18 protein-coding genes are annotated in these 16,418 nt (G+C 71.2%); 9 read left to right on the forward strand and 9 right to left on the reverse strand.

Annotated features, from left to right (window positions below):
- The first annotated feature begins 81 nt into the window (after positions 1-81).
- Positions 82-684: a maleylpyruvate isomerase N-terminal domain-containing protein gene (locus tag IZR01_RS27315; protein WP_194925514.1), complete on the forward strand. Its 603-nt coding sequence runs from the start codon at positions 82-84 to the stop codon at positions 682-684.
- Positions 685-774: 90 nt separating this feature from the next.
- Here IZR01_RS27315 and IZR01_RS27320 read toward each other — a convergent pair whose 3' ends face one another.
- Positions 775-1,359, reverse strand: a complete 585-nt coding sequence (locus tag IZR01_RS27320; protein ID WP_194895972.1) for a transposase — start codon at positions 1,357-1,359, stop codon at positions 775-777.
- A gap of 310 nt (positions 1,360-1,669) precedes the next feature.
- On the opposite strand from IZR01_RS27320, the gene IZR01_RS27325 reads away from it, so the two are divergent.
- The gene (locus IZR01_RS27325; RefSeq protein WP_194895971.1) at positions 1,670-2,641 is read left to right on the forward strand and encodes a hypothetical protein; all 972 of its coding nucleotides are present in this window, start codon (positions 1,670-1,672) and stop codon (positions 2,639-2,641) included.
- On the opposite strand, the gene IZR01_RS27330 is transcribed toward IZR01_RS27325, so the two are convergent.
- Together IZR01_RS27330 and IZR01_RS27335 are read right to left on the reverse strand one after the other, a co-directional pair.
- Complete coding sequence (locus IZR01_RS27330) at positions 2,622-3,572, reverse strand: SURF1 family cytochrome oxidase biogenesis protein (RefSeq protein WP_194895970.1); 951 nt, start codon at positions 3,570-3,572, stop codon at positions 2,622-2,624. The two genes, IZR01_RS27325 and IZR01_RS27330, sit on opposite strands and share 20 nt — an antisense overlap.
- Before the next feature lie 48 nt (positions 3,573-3,620).
- The gene (locus tag IZR01_RS27335) at positions 3,621-4,697 is read right to left on the reverse strand and encodes a DMT family transporter (protein ID WP_228560335.1); all 1,077 of its coding nucleotides are present in this window, start codon (positions 4,695-4,697) and stop codon (positions 3,621-3,623) included.
- A 70-nt stretch (positions 4,698-4,767) separates the two neighbouring features.
- On the opposite strand from IZR01_RS27335, the gene pdxR reads away from it, so the two are divergent.
- Entirely contained in the window at positions 4,768-6,144 is a 1,377-nt protein-coding gene (gene pdxR / locus IZR01_RS27340; RefSeq protein WP_194895969.1) for a MocR-like pyridoxine biosynthesis transcription factor PdxR, read from the forward strand.
- A gap of 38 nt (positions 6,145-6,182) precedes the next feature.
- Here pdxR and IZR01_RS27345 read toward each other — a convergent pair whose 3' ends face one another.
- Together IZR01_RS27345 and IZR01_RS27350 are read right to left on the reverse strand one after the other, a co-directional pair.
- Positions 6,183-7,124, reverse strand: a complete 942-nt coding sequence (locus IZR01_RS27345; RefSeq protein WP_194925515.1) for an SDR family NAD(P)-dependent oxidoreductase — start codon at positions 7,122-7,124, stop codon at positions 6,183-6,185.
- On the reverse strand, positions 7,121-7,975 hold the full coding sequence (locus IZR01_RS27350; RefSeq protein ID WP_194895967.1) for an SDR family NAD(P)-dependent oxidoreductase: 855 nt from the start codon (positions 7,973-7,975) through the stop codon (positions 7,121-7,123). The genes IZR01_RS27345 and IZR01_RS27350 overlap by 4 nt, the downstream gene beginning before the upstream one ends.
- 133 nt (positions 7,976-8,108) lie before the next feature.
- Here IZR01_RS27350 and IZR01_RS27355 point away from each other — a divergent pair, with 133 nt between their 5' ends.
- Positions 8,109-8,690 (forward strand): PadR family transcriptional regulator, encoded by a 582-nt coding sequence (locus IZR01_RS27355; RefSeq protein WP_194925516.1) that lies wholly within the window; start codon positions 8,109-8,111, stop codon positions 8,688-8,690.
- 9 nt (positions 8,691-8,699) lie between these two features.
- On the opposite strand, the gene IZR01_RS27360 is transcribed toward IZR01_RS27355, so the two are convergent.
- The gene (locus tag IZR01_RS27360) at positions 8,700-8,978 is read right to left on the reverse strand and encodes a metallothionein (protein WP_194895965.1); all 279 of its coding nucleotides are present in this window, start codon (positions 8,976-8,978) and stop codon (positions 8,700-8,702) included.
- 176 nt (positions 8,979-9,154) lie between these two features.
- Between IZR01_RS27360 and IZR01_RS27365 the strand changes: the two genes are divergently transcribed.
- Positions 9,155-9,454, forward strand: coding sequence for a hypothetical protein (locus IZR01_RS27365; RefSeq protein WP_194925517.1), 300 nt, complete (start codon positions 9,155-9,157; stop codon positions 9,452-9,454).
- Here IZR01_RS27365 and IZR01_RS27370 read toward each other — a convergent pair.
- The 3 genes from IZR01_RS27370 to IZR01_RS27380 form a co-directional block, all read right to left on the reverse strand.
- Positions 9,408-10,307, reverse strand: coding sequence for a GNAT family N-acetyltransferase (locus tag IZR01_RS27370; RefSeq protein WP_194925518.1), 900 nt, complete (start codon positions 10,305-10,307; stop codon positions 9,408-9,410). The genes IZR01_RS27365 and IZR01_RS27370 overlap by 47 nt on opposite strands.
- Before the next feature lie 85 nt (positions 10,308-10,392).
- Entirely contained in the window at positions 10,393-11,139 is a 747-nt protein-coding gene (locus IZR01_RS27375) for an SAM-dependent methyltransferase (protein ID WP_194895963.1), read from the reverse strand.
- Positions 11,140-11,191: 52 nt separating this feature from the next.
- The gene (locus IZR01_RS27380; protein WP_323747111.1) at positions 11,192-11,833 is read right to left on the reverse strand and encodes a TetR/AcrR family transcriptional regulator; all 642 of its coding nucleotides are present in this window, start codon (positions 11,831-11,833) and stop codon (positions 11,192-11,194) included.
- A 101-nt stretch (positions 11,834-11,934) separates the two neighbouring features.
- Here IZR01_RS27380 and IZR01_RS27385 point away from each other — a divergent pair, with 101 nt between their 5' ends.
- Genes IZR01_RS27385 through IZR01_RS27400 form a run of 4 tightly spaced genes read left to right on the forward strand, consistent with a single transcriptional unit; the run spans position 11,935 to position 16,232 of the window.
- On the forward strand, positions 11,935-12,744 hold the full coding sequence (locus tag IZR01_RS27385; RefSeq protein ID WP_194925519.1) for an acetoacetate decarboxylase family protein: 810 nt from the start codon (positions 11,935-11,937) through the stop codon (positions 12,742-12,744).
- The gene (locus IZR01_RS27390) at positions 12,734-13,630 is read left to right on the forward strand and encodes an SDR family NAD(P)-dependent oxidoreductase (protein ID WP_194925520.1); all 897 of its coding nucleotides are present in this window, start codon (positions 12,734-12,736) and stop codon (positions 13,628-13,630) included. Before IZR01_RS27385 ends, IZR01_RS27390 begins: the two co-directional genes overlap by 11 nt.
- Before the next feature lie 14 nt (positions 13,631-13,644).
- Positions 13,645-14,970: an amidohydrolase family protein gene (locus tag IZR01_RS27395; RefSeq protein ID WP_194925521.1), complete on the forward strand. Its 1,326-nt coding sequence runs from the start codon at positions 13,645-13,647 to the stop codon at positions 14,968-14,970.
- Positions 14,970-16,232, forward strand: coding sequence for an amidohydrolase family protein (locus IZR01_RS27400; RefSeq protein ID WP_194925522.1), 1,263 nt, complete (start codon positions 14,970-14,972; stop codon positions 16,230-16,232). The genes IZR01_RS27395 and IZR01_RS27400 overlap by 1 nt, the downstream gene beginning before the upstream one ends.
- Positions 16,233-16,418: the final 186 nt, after the last annotated feature.

Genomic DNA, 16,418 nt, shown 5'->3' on the forward strand with positions numbered 1-16,418 from the left:
ATGGTGGGGGGTGGTGCTGGTGCCGGCACCGGTGTCGGCATCGGTGCTGATGTTCTGCGGACGCCGTGATATCGGTGTTCTGTGACGTCTCTTGGGGCGGAGCTGGATCAGGTCCGGGATTCCAATGCGCGCCTGCTGGCGACTGTGTCGGGGCTCGACGGGTCGGAGCTGCGCGATGCGTCGCCGCTGCCCGGCTGGTCGCGTGCGCATGTGGTGGTGCATCTGGCGCGGAACGCCGACGCCCAACTGCGGATGATCGATGCCGCGCTTCGGGGCGAGAGTGTTGAGCAGTATCCCGGGGGCGAGCAGGGCCGGGCACGGGAGATCGAACAGGGCGTGACCGCTGACGCCGAGAGCATCGTTGCCGGGCTCGTGGCGTCGATGGCGGCGCTTGAGCAACGGTGGGCGACGTTGCCGGAGCAGGCGTGGGAGCTGGAGACGGTGACGCTGCGGTTTCGTCGCACGGTGCGGGAGGGGATCGCGGCCCGATGGCGGGAGGTGGAGATCCACCACGTGGACTTGGGCTGCGGCTATGGGCCCGCGGCGTGGCCGGTGGAGTTCGTTGGTGTCTTTTTGGAGCGCAGTATCGCCCGGCTGCCGAGCCGGCTGCCGGCGGCGCAGGAGCCGAGCCTCCGCTGGCGGCTTGTCGACCGGTGGTGGCGCTGGTGCCCGGCATTTTGTTAGGAGGCATTCGCCCCTTATATAGGTATATCTGGCAGCGCCGACATAACCGCCGCTGGCCCAGAGTCAAAGCAGACCGGGGCCCAGGCGCCCCTATCGGCTCTTCCGCAGTGCCGTGAACCCGAACTCCATCGCCACCGGTGAGGGCTGCCGGATCAACGTCGTGGAGCGTGGCCGGCGCGCCACCCGGGTCTCGCCGTCCTCCGCTTTGGCCTCGCCGGTGTCGATCACCCGGTCGAAGTCGATGCGTCGGGCCTCGGGGATCTCCTCGCGCAGGACCCGGGCGATGTCCGGCCAGATGCCGGCGCGCTGCCAGTCGCGCAGGCGGCGCCAGCATGTCATTCCGCTGCCGTACTCCAGTTCCTGGGGCAGCTTCTCGAAGCCGATGCGGCGGCCCAGTACCACGAGGATGCCGTTCAGTACCGCGCGGTCGTCCAGGGGCTTGCGGCCGGGGTTGCGGCGGCGGCGGGGGCGTTCGGGGAGCAGGGCGCTGATGCGCTCCCAGGCGCGGTCGGTGACCATCGGGTCCTGATGGCCGGTGCGGCGCAGGCGTGTCAAGGTGCTGCTGCCGGGGACCGTGGCGGCGGGGTCGCGGCGTGGGGCGGGGACCCCCAGCAGAACTGCGCTGTGGACATCCTGGACGTCCGACAGTTCGGTCCGCGGCTGGATCTGGGGCACGTATCGCCCAACGCGGTCGAAACAGCAGACGTCACGCTTTCGGGTCGCTTGTCACCCATTGGAGGCAGACGAAAGCACCGCGTGGCATTACCCTGTCCGATGGTCGTCGGATGGTCCACTGGATGAGAGACCCCGAAGGGATACGTGGCGCTTATACGCCGAAAGGACTAGGCGGGGACTAGATCGGTACGGTTCGGCAACCGAAGGCGTCGGGCTTTCGTCAAAATGTTGAGTGCGGGGAGCGATCGCGGGTAGCCGGGGGCTGCTCTGCAATCCGGGTACGACGACTCTCTCTTGGGGGGATCCGCAGGTGGGAACGAACGGACGCCATGCCGCCGAGGCTCGCAGGAGCTGGCCGGAAGGGGACCCGGTAGCGGTGGCGATGGTGGGCCTGCTCGATGTGGAGCTGCGCCGGCGCGGGTGCGCCTGGTCGATCGTGGAGGAGGGGCTGATCGAGGTCTACGGCCCGCACCGGGGCCGCTGGCCGCTGGCCGCCCTCAAGCGCCGGATGGAAGTGGCCGAGAAGGCCGACTGGCCGGAGATGGTCGAGGAACTGGTCCTCACCCGGGTCGACCCCTCGGGCTTCTATGCCAGCTCCGTCTCGCTCACCGGCGACCACGACTCGGAGTGGGCCTCGGTGCGCGGCCGGATCCGCGCCCGCCTGTTCGGCGGCGAAGACGCCGACTCCGCGGCGCTGGCCGGTATAGAGCACCGGTTCTGCGCCGACGGCCTGGTCGAGGTGCTGGAACTGGTGCCGCCCTCGCCGCTGCGCGACCCGCTGGGGGCCGGCCTGCGCTGGTATCGGCCCGAGGAGGGGCCGGTCGCGTACGGGGACCTGGCCCGGTGGAAGGTGACCGCCCGCGAGGCGTACCGGACCGCGCGGGAGAACGTCCGGCGCGAGGGCCTGCTGGAGACCCGGTCGTTGGAGGCCGAGGGCGTCAGCATCACCGTGGTGCGCGGCGGCACCGGCTACGCCCCGACCCACTCCTTCTGGCTGCCCGACTACGTGTCCGTGGACAGCAACGGCGCTCTGGTGGTGATACCGAACCGCGGACTGTTCGCGGCGCATCCGGTCCGCGGCCCGGAGGCGGTCCCGGCCGCCGAGGGCATGTTGCGGCTGGCCCGGCGGCAGTTCGAGACCGGGCCGGGCCCGGTCAGCGACCAGCTGTTCTGGTGGCGGGACGGGGTGCTCTACCGGCAGGGCTCACGCCGCGTCGAGGACGGCATCCGGTTCGTGCCGACGCAGGAGCTCGCGGACGTGCTCAGGGCGCTGGCGCGGTAGCGGTTCCCGACGCCGCGCCGGTGGCGGCCGTCGACGCGACGGCCGTTTCGGGCTCGCGTTCCAGGTCCAGGTCCAGGCCGGTCTCGGCCTCGGTGTCGTCGTCCTCTTCTTCGTACTCTTCGTCTTCTTCGTACTCGTCGTCGTACTCGTCCTCTTCGGCCGCCTCCGCGGCCTCACGGTCCCGGTGCTGGGCCTCCCGCCGGATGATCGTGATCCAGCCGCCGATCGCGATCACCCCGAACAGCCACCACTGGAACCAGTAGGACAGGTACGGGCCCTCGTCCAGCGAGGGCGCGTCGACCGGCGTGATCTGCGAGGAGTCGACCGGCTTCATGCTGATCACTTCGGTGTAGCCGCCGCGTAGCTGCAAGCCGGTCTTGACGGCCAGCGAAGCGGTGTTGATCAGGCTGATCTGCCCGGTCGGCAGGCCGGCGGTGACGTCCCGGATCCCGGTGTTGCCCTTGGTTTCGGACTGCTGGAGGCGGCCGGTGACGGTGACCGTCCCGGCCGGTGCGGCTGGGATCGGCGGCGACTGCTGCTCGTCGGTGCTGACCGTGGGGACCCAGCCCCGGTTGACCAGGACGGAGGTGCCGTCGCCGAGGGTCAGGGGGGTGATCACGTAGAAGCCCGGGTTGCCGCCGTTCTGGTGGTTGCGGGCCAGGAACTGGTGGGCGGGATCGAAGGTCCCGACCAGGGTCAGCTGCTTCCACCGCTCGGACTTGGGGACCGCGGCGCCGACCGCGTCCGCGCCCTCGATCGGCACCGGCGCCGCGTTCATCGCGGTCTTGATGACCGAGTTCTCCGCGCTGCGCTCGTGGTAGCGGCTCCGCTGCCACATCCCCAAGCCGTAGAAGGAGGGGAGGAGGATCAGCCAGATCAGGACATGCAGGCGGATCCAGCGCCAGGAGAAGACGAACCGGTACCGAGACACAGCCTGACGCTACCCGACGCTGTTAAGCGCTCCGACGGCAGGTCGCACTCAACTCTTGACCAGCCCGAAGACGATGCCGACCACCACGACCGCGACCCCCGCGAGCTGCGCCGGCCCCGGCGTCCCGACCCCCAGCGCGGCGCTGGCCGCGCAGGCCGCGACCGGCACGGTGCCGATCAGGAGCCCGGCGCGCTGCGGCCCGAGGCCACTGAGCGCGCGGTACCACAGGAGGAAGGCGAAGACGGTCAGCGGGAGCGCGAGGTACAGCAGCGCGGCGGTCTCGGCGAGGGTCGGCACGCGCAGCATGCCGGTGCCGTCCGTGGCCAGCCCGGTGACCAGCAGGATCGGGACGGCGATCGCGGTGACGTGGGCCGAGACCCGCAGAGCGCCGAACTTCGGCAGCAGCGGCACCGCGAGCAGCGAGAACAGTGCCTCGCAGACCAGCGTCAGGACGGCGAAGACGATCCCGGCCGCGCTGCCGGGCCCGAAGCCCTGCACCATCGCGCTACCGGCGACCACCAGTACCGCGGCGCCGATCACCGGGCCCGTGCGCAGCCGCTTGCCGGTCCTGGCGACGAGGGGCCCGGCGACCGCCAGGACCAGCGGGGAGCAGGCGACGACGCTGCCGAGGGTGGCGGCGTCGGTGTGGCGGAGTGCGGCCAGCACGAAGACGTTGAACAAGACCAGGCCGGTCGCCGAGAGCAGGACCAGCTGGAGCCATTCGCGCGCGGTCGGGCGGATGCGCGGAAGGTCGCCGCGCCGGACGATGACCGCGAATACCGCGGCGGCGAGGGTGTAGCGCAGAGCCTGGCCGCCGAGGACCGGGTAGCGGGTGAGGTGGGCGCTGACCGCGGTCGAGGCTCCGAGGATGGACATGGCCAGGGCGCCTTGGAGGATGTGGCGGGTGGTGTGGCTGGTCTGGGTGGGCTGGGTTCGGCGGTCGTGCTGGTCGCCTTGGCCGCGCCGGTCGCCCTGGTCGCGCCGGTCACGCTGGTCGTGTCGGGCCGGGGCTTCGGCGGTGGTGCTTGCTGCGGCTTCGGGATCTGCGGCTTCGGAAGCTGTGCCTCCGGAAGCCGCGGCTCCGGAAGCCGCGGCGCTTCCGACTGAGTCGGTAGTCGTGGACATTCTGTGAGGCTAGGATCCGATTGGTCCGCGAGTAAGAACCAATCACCGCCAGGAAAAGGGGACCAATCTGATGGCCGAGATCCTGGTGACCGTGGACCGCGCGGCCGGCCGCCTGGTCGAGCAGCTGGTCGTCGGCCTGCGCGACGGCATCCGGGCCGGGCGGATCGCCGGCGGGACCGTGCTGCCGCCGAGCCGTCAGCTGGCGGCCGAGCTGCGGCTGTCGCGGGGGATCGTGGTCGAGGCGTACCAGCAGCTCGTGGCCGAAGGCTACGTGCTGAGCCGGACCGGGGCCGGCACGTGGGTGGCGAGCGGCCACGCGGTGGGGGAGGGGCGCGCGCTGACGCGTCCGGACCCGGCCGAGGCCGAGCCGGAGTTCGACCTGACGCCGGGGCGGCCGGACCTCGGGGCGTTCCCGCGTACCGCTTGGGTGGCGGCTCAGCGTCGCGTGCTCAGCGACCTGCCCCACGCCGAGCTCGGCTACGGCGACCCCGGCGGCGTCGCGCGCTTCCGCGAGGAGATCGCGGGCTACCTGCGGCGGGTGCGCGCCGCCGACGCCACGCCCGACCGCGTGGTCGCGATCAACGGCTCCGCGCACGGCCTGGCGCTCGGCTTGCAGGCCCTGTACGAACTCGGACACCGGGTCCTGGCGGTCGAGGACCCCTCGGCGGACCGCCCGCGCCGGCTGCTCGTGGCATCCGGGATGACTCTGGTCGGTGTGCCGGTGGACGAGGCCGGGCTGGTGGTGTCCGAGCTGCGGCGCACGGACGCCACGGTCGTGTTCGCCGGTCCCGCGCACCAGTACCCGACCGGCGTGGTCCTGGCCCCGGCCCGCCGCGCGGAGCTGATCGCCTGGGCCCGCGCCGTCGACGGCACGATCCTCGAAGACGACTACGACGCCGAGTTCCGCTACGACCGCGAGCCGGTCGGCTGTCTCCAGGGCATGGCCCCGGACCGGGTGCTGTACCTGGGCACGACGAGCAAGTCCCTGGCCCCGGCCCTCCGCCTGGGCTGGGCCGTCGCCCCACCGCACCTGGCCACCCGCCTGCGCGAGATCCGCCTGCACAGCGACCTGGGCGGCTCGGTCATCGACCACCTGGCCATGGCGCACCTGATCGGCACCGGAGCCTATGACCGCCACCTGCGCACCGTCCGCCGCCGCTACCGCGCCCGCCGCGACGCGCTGGTGACGGCGCTGAGCGCGGAGCTGCCGCAGTGGAAGGTGCGCGGGGTGGCGGCCGGCCTGCACGCGCTGGTGGACCTGCCCGAGGGGAGCGACGAGGACGCGCTGACCGCGGCTGCGGAGGCGCATGGCGTACGGATCCAGCCCCTGGCACCGTTGCGCTTCGCGCCCGGCCCGCCCGGCCTGGTGCTCGGCTACGCCGGTCTCGCGCCGGGGCGCCTGGCCGAGGCGGCGCGGCGGCTGGGGACGGCGGCGCGGGGCCTTTAGGGCGGGCTCCTATATGGCTGCTATATGGCATATGGCTGCTATATGGCAGCGAACGCACCGCGCAGTTCCTCAGTGGTCTGCCACAGTCGCTCGGCATCCGGGCGGCTCCCCGCGTGCGGCGAGGGCGTGGCGGGGCGTTCCCCGTTGTAGTACGCGCCGTTTCGGACCGTCGAGGCCGTCGCCAGTTCGGTGAGCGGCCGTCCTCCTTTGGCCGGGGACGTCAGCATCCAGCGTGTCGCCGTGCTGGCCAGCCAGAAGGCCGGGCTGTGCATCGAGCGGACCAGCCTGGTGCGGACCATGCCCGGATGCACCGCGACCATCTCGAAGCCGGGGTGCCGCCGGTGGAACTCGGCCGTGAACAGCAGATTCGCGAGCTTGGAGCGGCTGTAGGCCAGGTAGGGGCTGTATCCGTGCGCTGATTGCAGGTCGTCGAAGTCCAGGCGGGCATCGCCGCCGCCGAACAGCGGGGCGCGGTGCCCTTCGGAGTTGGTGTTGACGACGCGGCCGGCTCCGCGTGCCAGCAGCGGCAGCAGCAGGCCGGTCATGGTGAAGGGGGCCAGGTGGTGGACGGCGAAGTTGAGCTCCATGCCCTCCTCGGTCAGCGTCCGTCGGGGGAGCATCACGCCTGCGTTGTTGACCAGTGTGTCGACGGTGTCGGTCTGGTCTTCGACGCGGGCGGCGACCGCCTCGATCCCGGCGCGCGTCGAGACGTCCGCGGCGACGAACACCGCCTGCGACGGCTGGCCGCCGATGCGCTCCAGCAGGCTCGCGCCACGCCGCCGATCCCGGCCCACGAGGATCAGCCGGTGGCCGGCGCTCGCGAGCTGGAGCGCGCAGGCCCGGCCGATTCCGGAGGTGGCGCCGACGAGCACGACGGTGCGTGCGGGCTGCTCCCGGTTCCCGCTCGCCGGGTTGCTCGGAGCAGGCTCCCGGTTCCCGCTCGCCGGGTTGCTCGGAGCAAACTCCTGTCTCCCGCTCATCGCGCCGCGGGGATCTTGTTCAGGCCCATGACTCCCGCGATCAGCCGGTCCCGCGTCCGTAGCGGCAGCCGTGCCAGCAGCCCGAGCATGCGGGTGTCGGGCCCGACGGTGTAGCGAGGCTTGGGCCGGCGAGCGGTCAGGGCCTTGAGCACGGCGTCGGCCACGATCGCCGGCGAGGCGGGTTTGGACTTGGCCAGCGCGGCGTCGACCGTGCGGAGCTGCACCTCGTAGAGAGCCCGCTCGGCAGGTGTCAGGGCCGCGGACGCCTTCGCCGTCGCCTGTGCCGACTTGGCGAAGATCGCGGTATCCAGGAACCCCGGCTCGATCACGACGACCGGCAGGCCCCAGTGCGCGAGCTCCAGGCGCTGCGCGTCGGACAGCGACTGCAACGCGGCCTTGCTGGCCGAGATCGGTCCGAAGAACGGCCCGGCGAGCCGCGCGGTGGCGGCTGTGATGTTGACCAGCCGTCCGCGGCCGGCGCGCAGCAACGGCAGGAAGGCCTGCGTGACCGCGACGGCGCCGAAGACGTTGACGTCGAACTGGTGGTGCAGGTCCTGCGGGGTGACCAGCTCCAGCGGGCCCTGCACGATGATCGCGGCGTTGTTGACGATCCCGTGCAGGGCGGCGCAGCCGTCGGCCAGGACCTGGGCCATGGCGCCGGCCACGCTGGCGGGATCGGTGACGTCCATGCGGAGAACCCGGACATCAGGGTGCTCCAGGAACTCCGTGCCCGACTCGTGTACCGCGGCGTAGACGCGGAATCCGTGCTCGGCCAGCGCCTGTGTGGTGGCCCGGCCCACTCCGCCGCCCGCCCCGGTGACCAGCACCGCGCGTATCTCGGCAGCCTCCATGACAGTCCCTCCCCATACGTTCAACGCAACATGTCTGTACTTACATGTCGTCGTCTACACGTCATCGTCTACATGTCACTGCCGATGTGTCAAGATGGAGGGCCACCCCACCCGCCGCCAGGAGGATCCCCCGATGTCGCTGCGCCACGGCCTGCTCGGCCTGCTCGCCGAAGGCCCGGCCAGCGGCTACGACCTCGCCCGCCGCTTCTCCGAGGCCCTCGGCTCGGTGTGGCCGGCGCAGCACCCGCAGATCTACTCGGAGCTGACGCGCCTGGAGGCCGCCGGCCTGATCGAGGTCGAGAGCACCGGCCCGCGCCGCCGCAAGGCATACCGGATCACCGACGAGGGCCTGGCCGAGGTGCGCCGCTGGCTGGCCGAGGTGGAGGTCGACCACACGTTCCGGATGGAGACGCTGTTCCGCGCGTACTTCTTCTGGCTCATGGACCCCGAGGATCTGAAGGCCCACCTGAGGTCCGAGCAGGCGTTCTTCGCCGACACGGCAGCGGCGCTGCGCGGCTACGCCGAGACCAAGGACCGCGGCGAATGGGGGACGAGCACCCAGACGCGGGCGATGCGGATCGCGCTGGAGGCGGGGATCCGGATAAACGAGGCGCTGGCGGGCTGGGCGCAGTGGGCGCACGAGACCGATCTCATGAGCGCTGAGGACTTCGGGACGGCGAAGCCCGAAGGCGATGCCGGTGAACCCGCCGGCTGACCGGCCGGGTCAGCCCACGCCGACCGGCTTGGCGTGCCCCGGGTGCGCAGCCTTGTCGACGTGGTCGGCGATGCCGTTCGCGCCGGCCGCCGTCGCGCAGTGCGCACAGCAGTAGAACTTCCCGTCGGCCTCCACCCCGTGCCCGACGATCCGGCACCGGCAGTGCTCACACGTCGGCGCCATCCGATGGATCGCGCACTCGAACGAGTCGAAGGTGTGCCGCACGCCTGCCGCGACGACGTCGAACGACATGTAGTAGTCGTTGCCACAAACCTCACACACGGCCATTTCCGACTCCCGGGTCTCAGCGGTGGGACGCGGCGGAGTCTCCCGCCGACACCCGCACTACCCGGCGCCGCCGCGCGCTAGTCGATCGCTAGCCCATGTAGGCCACCGCGGACGGCGACGCGCTCGTCGGCGACTAAGGCGCCAACGCTGGGTGGCGGGCGACTGAACTGGAGAAGGTGGCGGAGATCGCGGCGCTCGCCGAATACGCGTATGCCAAGGACCGCTCCAACTCCGTCGCCCGCTGCGCGCTCGGCCTGATCCGGCTGGCCCGGAATCGCGCGGGCGAGGCGCGGGGTCTGCTGGTCGGAGCCGGTGCGGATGCGGGTTCCGAACAGGAGCGCGCTGACATCCTCACCGTCCGGGCACTGGCGGAGCGGCCGAAGCCGCTGCGGCACCCGGTATGTTCGCAGAACCCTGACCTGCTGAGCCCTACGGCTCCCGCGGCAGGATGTGCACGACCTCTATCTGCTCCCTGACGATCTGCGCCGTCAACATCCGCGGCTCGTTGACCTCGCCGGCCTCGCCGCTCTCGGGTGCCTCGGCGTACCTCGCCTCGGCCTCGCTCACGGTCTCGCCGACCAGCGGCTCCTCGGCCTGGGGCGGTGGCATCGGGACGCCCAACAACGGTTCCTCGGGGCCGCCTTCGAAGGATATGCCGCCCGCCCCATCGGCACTGCCGGCCTCAGTGCCACCACCGGCACCATCGCCACCAGCAGCACCACCGGCTCCAGCCTCGGCCGCCGGCTGCGCCCCGGCCGCGGCGTGTGCTCCGCCTCGGCCGCCGCGCCATTCGGGCATGGTGATCGCGTACATGGCGCGGTCCTGCCACTGGCCGCCGACCAGGAAGCGGTCCAGGAGTACGCCTTCGGGGCGCATCTTCACGTGCTCCGCGACGCGCATGCCCGGGGTGTTGCGGGGGTCCACGGTGGTCTGGACGCGGTGCAGTTCCAGGCGGGAGAAGGCCAGTTCCAGCAGGAGGCGTGCGGTCTCCGTGCCGAGGCCTTCGGCCCAGCGGTCGGGGCGGAGGTAGACGCCTATCTCGCCTTGGCGGTGCGGGAAGCTGAGGATGTCCAGGGTGGCCGAGCCGATCAGCGTGTCGTACTGCTCGATCGCCAGGTAGAAGCTGCGGCGGGGCTGGAGTTGCGCCATGCGCGCGCTTTCGGACAGCCAGGCTCCGGCGGTGTCCGGGGTGGACAGCGCAGGCCAGGGGGTGTGCGCGGCGACCCGGGGGTCGCCGGCGATGCGCTGCCAGGCCAGAAGGTCGTCGGCGCGGAACTCGCGCAGGGACAGGCGAGGACCCCTCGGGTACTCATGGAGCGGTGAAGGCACGGCAGAACGTTATGCGATCGTCGGGCCCGCGTCAGCCCGTCGGCCACAATGCCTGGCTGGCATCAGGTTCCGGACAAGGCCCGTACTAAGCCGGGACACCTAGCGTGAGCATGGAGAATCCGAAGTAGTCGCGGTGGCCGCGCAGCCAGATGCTTCGCTTGTTGTCTAGTCGGTCACGCACCGCCTCGGTGTCCGGATGGTCCGGATTGGCCAGCAGCCACTCTTCCGCGTCGGCGGTCTCCAGCGATTCGTAGTCGTCCCATTCCGAGCGCGTTGAGGTTTCGATGCGGATCGGACGGAATCCGGCCTCGACCGCGCGGTCGGCGATGTCCGCGAGCAGCGGGTAGCGATCGGCCGTGGTGCCGGGCCACATCGCGGCCAGCCGCTCCGGCGGCGGCACGCTCTCCCAGTGCTCGACGCCGAAGAACAGCCGGCCGCCGGGATTCACCAGCGGTCGCAACACCTCCAGCGACCGCGTCACGGTTTTGCCGAAGACCTGCCAGGCCCCGCAGTTGATCACCACGTCCGCGGGGCGCGTCTGGTAGTCGGCTCGGTCCTCGACGAACTCCACTCGGTCGGCGAGCCCACGCGCCGCGGCGTTGGCGCGGCCCCGCGCCAGATCCCGTCCCGACATGTCCACCCCGAAGCCCCGCGCGGACGGCGCCAGCGCCAGGATCCGCAGCATCAGTTCGCCCCAGCCGCACGCGTAGTCGGCGACCAGCGCCGGGCCGGTGGCGGCCAGTTCCGCGGCGATCCGGTTCCCGCGCTCCTCGGTCATCGGCGAGTGGAACACCATGTGCCTCGCCGGTCCGACGATCTCCTCGACTGTCATGGCGACCAAGGGTAGGCCGGAGGCGGATCGCAGGCTACTGATCCATCGCAGGCTACTGATCCGCCAGCAGTGACCGGACCAGCGCCTCGGTCGAGCGGGCGAACAGCCGGTCGGCGTCCACCGGCGTGGCCAGCGCCTCGGCCAGATCGCCGTCCGAGGAGGGCTCGGCCAGCCACAGCTCCTCGGCCGACGGATGCTGCTCCGGCGACCGGTCGGTGTGCCGCTCGACGAGGATGAAGCCGATCACGTGGTACTGGAGCGCCCGCACCGTCTCGGCGGCCCGCACCCCGCGCAGCCCGGCCGCCGAGATCTCGGCCACCAGCGCCCGCTGCGAGGGCAGGAACATCGCCGGGGTCAGCCCGCGCTCGTTGACCAGCCCGATCAGGTGCGGATGCCCGCGCAGCACCCGGCGCAGTTCCAGCGCCAGGGACAGCACGCGCGCCGTCGGCGTCGTCCCGCGGGCCGGCAGCGTGTCCAGCCCGTGCACCATCTCCTGCACCAGTTCGTCGAGCAGCGCCTCGCGGTTGCCGACGTGCCAGTAGATCGACGTGACCGCGACCCCCAGCTCAGCCGCCAGTTTGCGCATCGACAACCCCGCGACGCCCTGCTGCTCGATCAGCCGGGTCGCGGCGTCCAGCACGGCGCGCCGGGTCACCGCCGGCGCGCGCGGAGGTTTCGCCGATTCCTGAGTCACGGTCCCCATCCTCTCGCCCCCGATGGCTCTTTACCCTTCACGATCCCTGGTGTAACAGTGTTACAGAAGGCTGATGACGAGGAGTCAGACAGGAGTCAGACATGCCGAAAGTGCGTTATGGCCCACGCGACCTAGAGGCCGTCGCCGCCGCCCGCGAATCCGCCTCGAAGCTCCCGGACCTGTGGTCCACCGGAGTGCACGCCGTCTGGGAGACCGATCCCGACGCCCTGGCCCAGGTGCTGCCACCGCCGCTGAAGCCCACCGCCAAGCCGTACGTGCGCGCCACGATCAACACTGTCGACATCTTCGGCTCCCCGCTGGGCGCCGCCGCTATCTCGGTCGCCTGCGCGCACGGCGCCGAAGAAGGCTGGTACAGCCTGGTCATGCCGATGACCACCGAACGCTCGCTGATCGGCGGCCGCGAGGTGTTCGGCGAGCCGAAGAAGCTGGCCGAGGTCGCCGTGGAGCGGGACGGCGACCGGGTGGTCGGCACGGTCACCCGGCACGGCGTCACCTTCGCCGAGGTCCGCGGCCGGATCGCCGCCGCCCTCGAACCGCCCGCGCCCTACGTCAAAGTGGACTGGTATCTCAAGTTCCTGCCGGCCGTCGACGGCTCCGGCTTCGACGCCGACCCGCTGCTCGTGCGCTGCGTCCGCAACGAGAAGACCAGGTCCCTGAGCGCCGTCGAAGGCGAGGTGATCCTGCGCGAGTCCGCGCTCGACCCGATCGCCGACCTCCCGGTGCGCCGGCTGGTCGAGATCACCTTCGGCGAGAAGACCTCCGACCAGCGCGGCGAGGTCGTGGCCCGGCTGGATCCGAAGGAGATCCTGCCCTACGTCCACCAGCGCTACGACGACCCGGCCCAAGTCCATGACTCGGTCGAGGTACCGGAGGCGCCCGATGCTGACTGACCTGCCCGGCAAGACCGCCGTGGTCACCGGCGCGGCCAGCGGCATCGGGCTGGCGATGGCGCGGCTGTTCGGCGCCGAGGGCATGAACGTGGTGCTCGCCGACGTCGAGGAACCGGCGCTGGACAAGGCTGTCGCCGAGGTGGCGCAGCAAGCAGCCCAGGGCGCGAAGGCCCTCGGCGTGGTCACCGACGTCTCCCTGCCCGACTCCGTGGAAGCCTTGGCCGACAAGGCTTTCGCCGCCTTCCCCAGCGTCGACGTCCTGTGCAACAACGCCGGCGTCGGCTCCGGCGCCGAGGGCCCGATGTGGCGGCACGAGCGCACCGACTGGCAGTGGGCCTTCGCGGTCAACGTCTGGGGCGTCTTCCACGGCATCCAGGCCTTCCTGCCGCGCATGATCGCCCAGAACACCCCCGGCCACGTCGTCAACACCAGCTCCCCGGACGGCGGGATCGCGCCGCTGCCCACGGCCAGCGTCTACGCCGTGACGAAAGCCTCGATCGTCACGATGACCGAGGCGCTGTACGCGCAACTGAAGCAGGCCGACTCCCAGATCGGCGCCTCGGTGCTCTTCCCCGGCCCGCACATGGTCCGCACCGGCCTGTGGGAGAGCTACCGCAACCGTCCCGAGCGTTACGCGAAGTCCAAGCCGCGCCAGACGCCCTACCCCACGCTCGAAGGCTGGGAGCAGGCGATGAAGGACGCCGGACGGGAAGCGAAGATGACCGAACCCGAAGAGGTCGCGGTGCACGCCCTGGAAGGGATCCGGACCGGCTCCTTCTGGATCCTGCCGAGGGGCGGCAGTTCCGACGACATGATCCGACGGCGCTCGCAGTCGATGCTGGAGCGCGCGAACCCCGGCTATCTCGAGAAGTTCATCCTGGATTGAGGGGGCGAAAACCCATGACAGAGTTCGACAACAACCCCTACGTCGTCATCTCCTCCGACTGCCACGCCGGGCTGCCGACCGAGCAGTACCGCGCCTACATCGAGACCGAGTACCACCCGGCCTTCGACGACTTCCTGGCCGAGCAGAGCGCGCGCATCGAGGCCGCGACCAAGCTCGGCGTCCGCAACCCCGAGTTCGCGCGCAGCTGGTTCGCCGAACACGAAGAGGGCCTGCGCGGCGGCTGGGATTCGGCGCAGCGCGACAAGGAACTCGACGCCGACGGGGTCACCGCCGAGGTCATCTTCCCGGACGCCGACGCCGTCGAGTCCACCACCGCCGCGCCCTTCGGCGTCGGCCTGACCTTCTCCGGCGGCCTGGACCAGGAGCTGGCGCTGGTCGGTGCCCGCGCGCACAACCGCTGGCTGGCCGAACTGTGCTCGCACTCGCCGGAGCGCCGCCGCGGCGTGGCGCTGGTGCCGATCACCGGCGACGTGGACGCCGCGGTCGCCGAGATCCGCCGGGCCAGGGAGTCCGGCCTCGGCGCGGTGATGATCCCGGCGATGTGGGAGGACAAGGCGCCCTACCACGACCGGCGCTACGACCCGGTCTGGGCGGTCTGCCAAGAGCTCCAGATGCCGGTCGTGACCCACTCCGGGGTGGCGCCGCGCGACGAGTACGGCGACCACCTGGGCATCTACGTCTCCGAGGTGACGTGGTGGCCGGCCCGGCCGATCTGGTTCCTGATCTGGTCCGGTGTCTTCGAGCGCTTCCCCGGGCTGAAGTTCGGCGTCACCGAGGCCGGCTGCTGGTGGGCGCCGAACCTGCTGTGGTTCATGGACCGGCTGTTCCTCGGGGCCCACGCCGCCGCCAAGCTGACGCCGTTCGAGGAGGTGAAGCGGCCGCCGAGCGAGTACTTCGACCGCAACTGCTTCATCGGCGCGTCCAACACCAAGCGCCGCGAGCTGGCGCACCGGTACGAGATCGGCGTCGACAACATGTTGTGGGGCAACGACTTCCCGCATCCGGAGGGGACCTGGCCGAACACCCGGAAGTGGCTGCGGACCACCTTCCACGACATTCCGATCGAGGAGACCCGGCGGATGATCGGCCTGGCCGCCGCCGAGGTGTACGGGTTCGACGTCGAAAAGCTCCGGCCGGTCGCCGAGCGCGTCAACCTGCGGCCCGGCGATCTCGGGCAGACCGGCGAGGAGGAAGCCGGCTGGGCCGCCGCCCGCGAGGTCGGCCGGCACTGGCTGACCGGCCACGACTTCCCGGTCATCGGCTACGGCGCCGCCCTCGGCGGCCACCGGACCGACGGCGTCGGAAGAGAGGTGTCGTGATGAGCGGGCCCGCTGAGGCCGACGCGAAGTACACCGTCATCTCCGCCGACGGCCATGCCGGAGCCGACCTGCTGGACTACCGGCCGTACCTGGAGTCCAAGTACCACGCCGAGTTCGATGCGTGGGCCGCCACGTTCGTCAATCCCTACGAAGACCTCCTGCACGGCGACGCCGCCCGCAACTGGGACTCCGCCCGCCGCCTGGCCGACCTGGAACGCGACGGCATCGTCGCCGAAGTGCTGTTCCCCAACACCATTCCGCCCTTCTACCCGAGCATGTCGCTCGGCGCGCAGCAGCCATCCGCCGAGGAGTACGAACTGCGCTGGGCCGGCCTGCGCGCCCACAACCGCTGGATGGCCGACTTCTGCTCGCAGGCGCCCGGCCGCCGCGCCGGCACCTGCCAGGTCCTGCTCGGGAACATGGACGACGCGGTCGACGAGGTCCGCTGGGCCCGGGAGCACGGCCTGTTCGGCGGCGTCCTGCTGCCCGGGACCCCGCCGGGGACGTCGGTCCCGCAGCTCTACTCCGACGTCTACGAACCCCTGTGGGCGGTCTGCGAAGAGCTCGACATGCCGATCAACCACCACGCCGGCTCGGCGTCCCCGGACATCGGCCAGGAGCCGGCCTCCCGCGCCTGCTACATGGTGGAGATCACCTGGTTCGCGCACCGGGCGATGTGGCACCTGATCTACGGCGGCGCCTTCAAGCGGCACCCCGGCCTGAAGTTCGTGCTCACCGAGCAGGGCTCCGGCTGGGTGCCCGGGGTCCTGGAATTGCTCGACTACTACCACCGCGCGCTGGTGCGGCGGATGAGCTCGGCGATGGACGACGCCGGCGCGATCACCGCCGAGAGCCGGTTCGGCGCCGGGATCGCCGAGGCGGTGGGCCTGGCCCCGAGGGAGTACTGGAAGCAGAACTTCTATCTCGGCGCCTCCTTCATGCGGCCCGATGAGGTGCCGCTGCGGCACGCCATCGGCCTGGAGAAGCTGATGTGGGGCGGCGACTACCCGCACGACGAGGGCACGTTCCCGTACTCGCGCGAGGCGCTGCGCAACTCCTTCGCGGGCCTGCCGCACGAGGAGATCACGGCGATCCTCGGCGGCAACGCGGCGCGGGTCTACGGGTTCGATCTGGCGGCGCTCGACGCGCTCGCCGCGGCGGTCGGCCCGACGGTCGGGGAGATCGACGAGCCGCTGGGCAAGGTGCCGGCCGACGCCACCTCGCCGACCTTCGGCACCGACCGGGTACTCCGGGTGTGGTGACGCCACGGGCCTGCGACCTGCGCCTGCTGTTCGCCATGGCTTAACTCCGAGCCGGGCGGGCATACGTGATCACGTGGAACACGGCACCCGGCGCGCGGCGATCCGCCGACCTCACCTGGTCGGCGGATCGCTTTCCGTCCGGCGCGGTCCTTCACGGCCTGCTCAGGTCGCGGAGGTTCGCTGTTC

It is taken from the genome of Catenulispora pinisilvae, assembly GCF_015356865.1.
Classification (GTDB): Bacteria; Actinomycetota; Actinomycetes; order Streptomycetales; family Catenulisporaceae; genus Catenulispora; species Catenulispora pinisilvae.

What these genes read in the sequence shown, in the direction of transcription:
- IZR01_RS27335 (WP_228560335.1), bottom strand. Translation starts at nt 4,697, where the DNA reads ATGTCCACGACTACCGACTCAGTCGGAAGCGCCGCGGCTTCCGGAGCC.
- pdxR (WP_194895969.1), top strand. Translation starts at nt 4,768, where the DNA reads ATGGCCGAGATCCTGGTGACCGTGGACCGCGCGGCCGGCCGCCTGGTC.
- IZR01_RS27345 (WP_194925515.1), bottom strand. Translation starts at nt 7,124, where the DNA reads ATGAGCGGGAGACAGGAGTTTGCTCCGAGCAACCCGGCGAGCGGGAAC.
- IZR01_RS27350 (WP_194895967.1), bottom strand. Translation starts at nt 7,975, where the DNA reads ATGGAGGCTGCCGAGATACGCGCGGTGCTGGTCACCGGGGCGGGCGGC.
- IZR01_RS27355 (WP_194925516.1), top strand. Translation starts at nt 8,109, where the DNA reads ATGTCGCTGCGCCACGGCCTGCTCGGCCTGCTCGCCGAAGGCCCGGCC.
- IZR01_RS27360 (WP_194895965.1), bottom strand. Translation starts at nt 8,978, where the DNA reads ATGGCCGTGTGTGAGGTTTGTGGCAACGACTACTACATGTCGTTCGAC.
- IZR01_RS27375 (WP_194895963.1), bottom strand. Translation starts at nt 11,139, where the DNA reads ATGACAGTCGAGGAGATCGTCGGACCGGCGAGGCACATGGTGTTCCAC.
- IZR01_RS27385 (WP_194925519.1), top strand. Translation starts at nt 11,935, where the DNA reads ATGCCGAAAGTGCGTTATGGCCCACGCGACCTAGAGGCCGTCGCCGCC.
- IZR01_RS27390 (WP_194925520.1), top strand. Translation starts at nt 12,734, where the DNA reads ATGCTGACTGACCTGCCCGGCAAGACCGCCGTGGTCACCGGCGCGGCC.
- IZR01_RS27395 (WP_194925521.1), top strand. Translation starts at nt 13,645, where the DNA reads ATGACAGAGTTCGACAACAACCCCTACGTCGTCATCTCCTCCGACTGC.
- IZR01_RS27400 (WP_194925522.1), top strand. Translation starts at nt 14,970, where the DNA reads ATGAGCGGGCCCGCTGAGGCCGACGCGAAGTACACCGTCATCTCCGCC.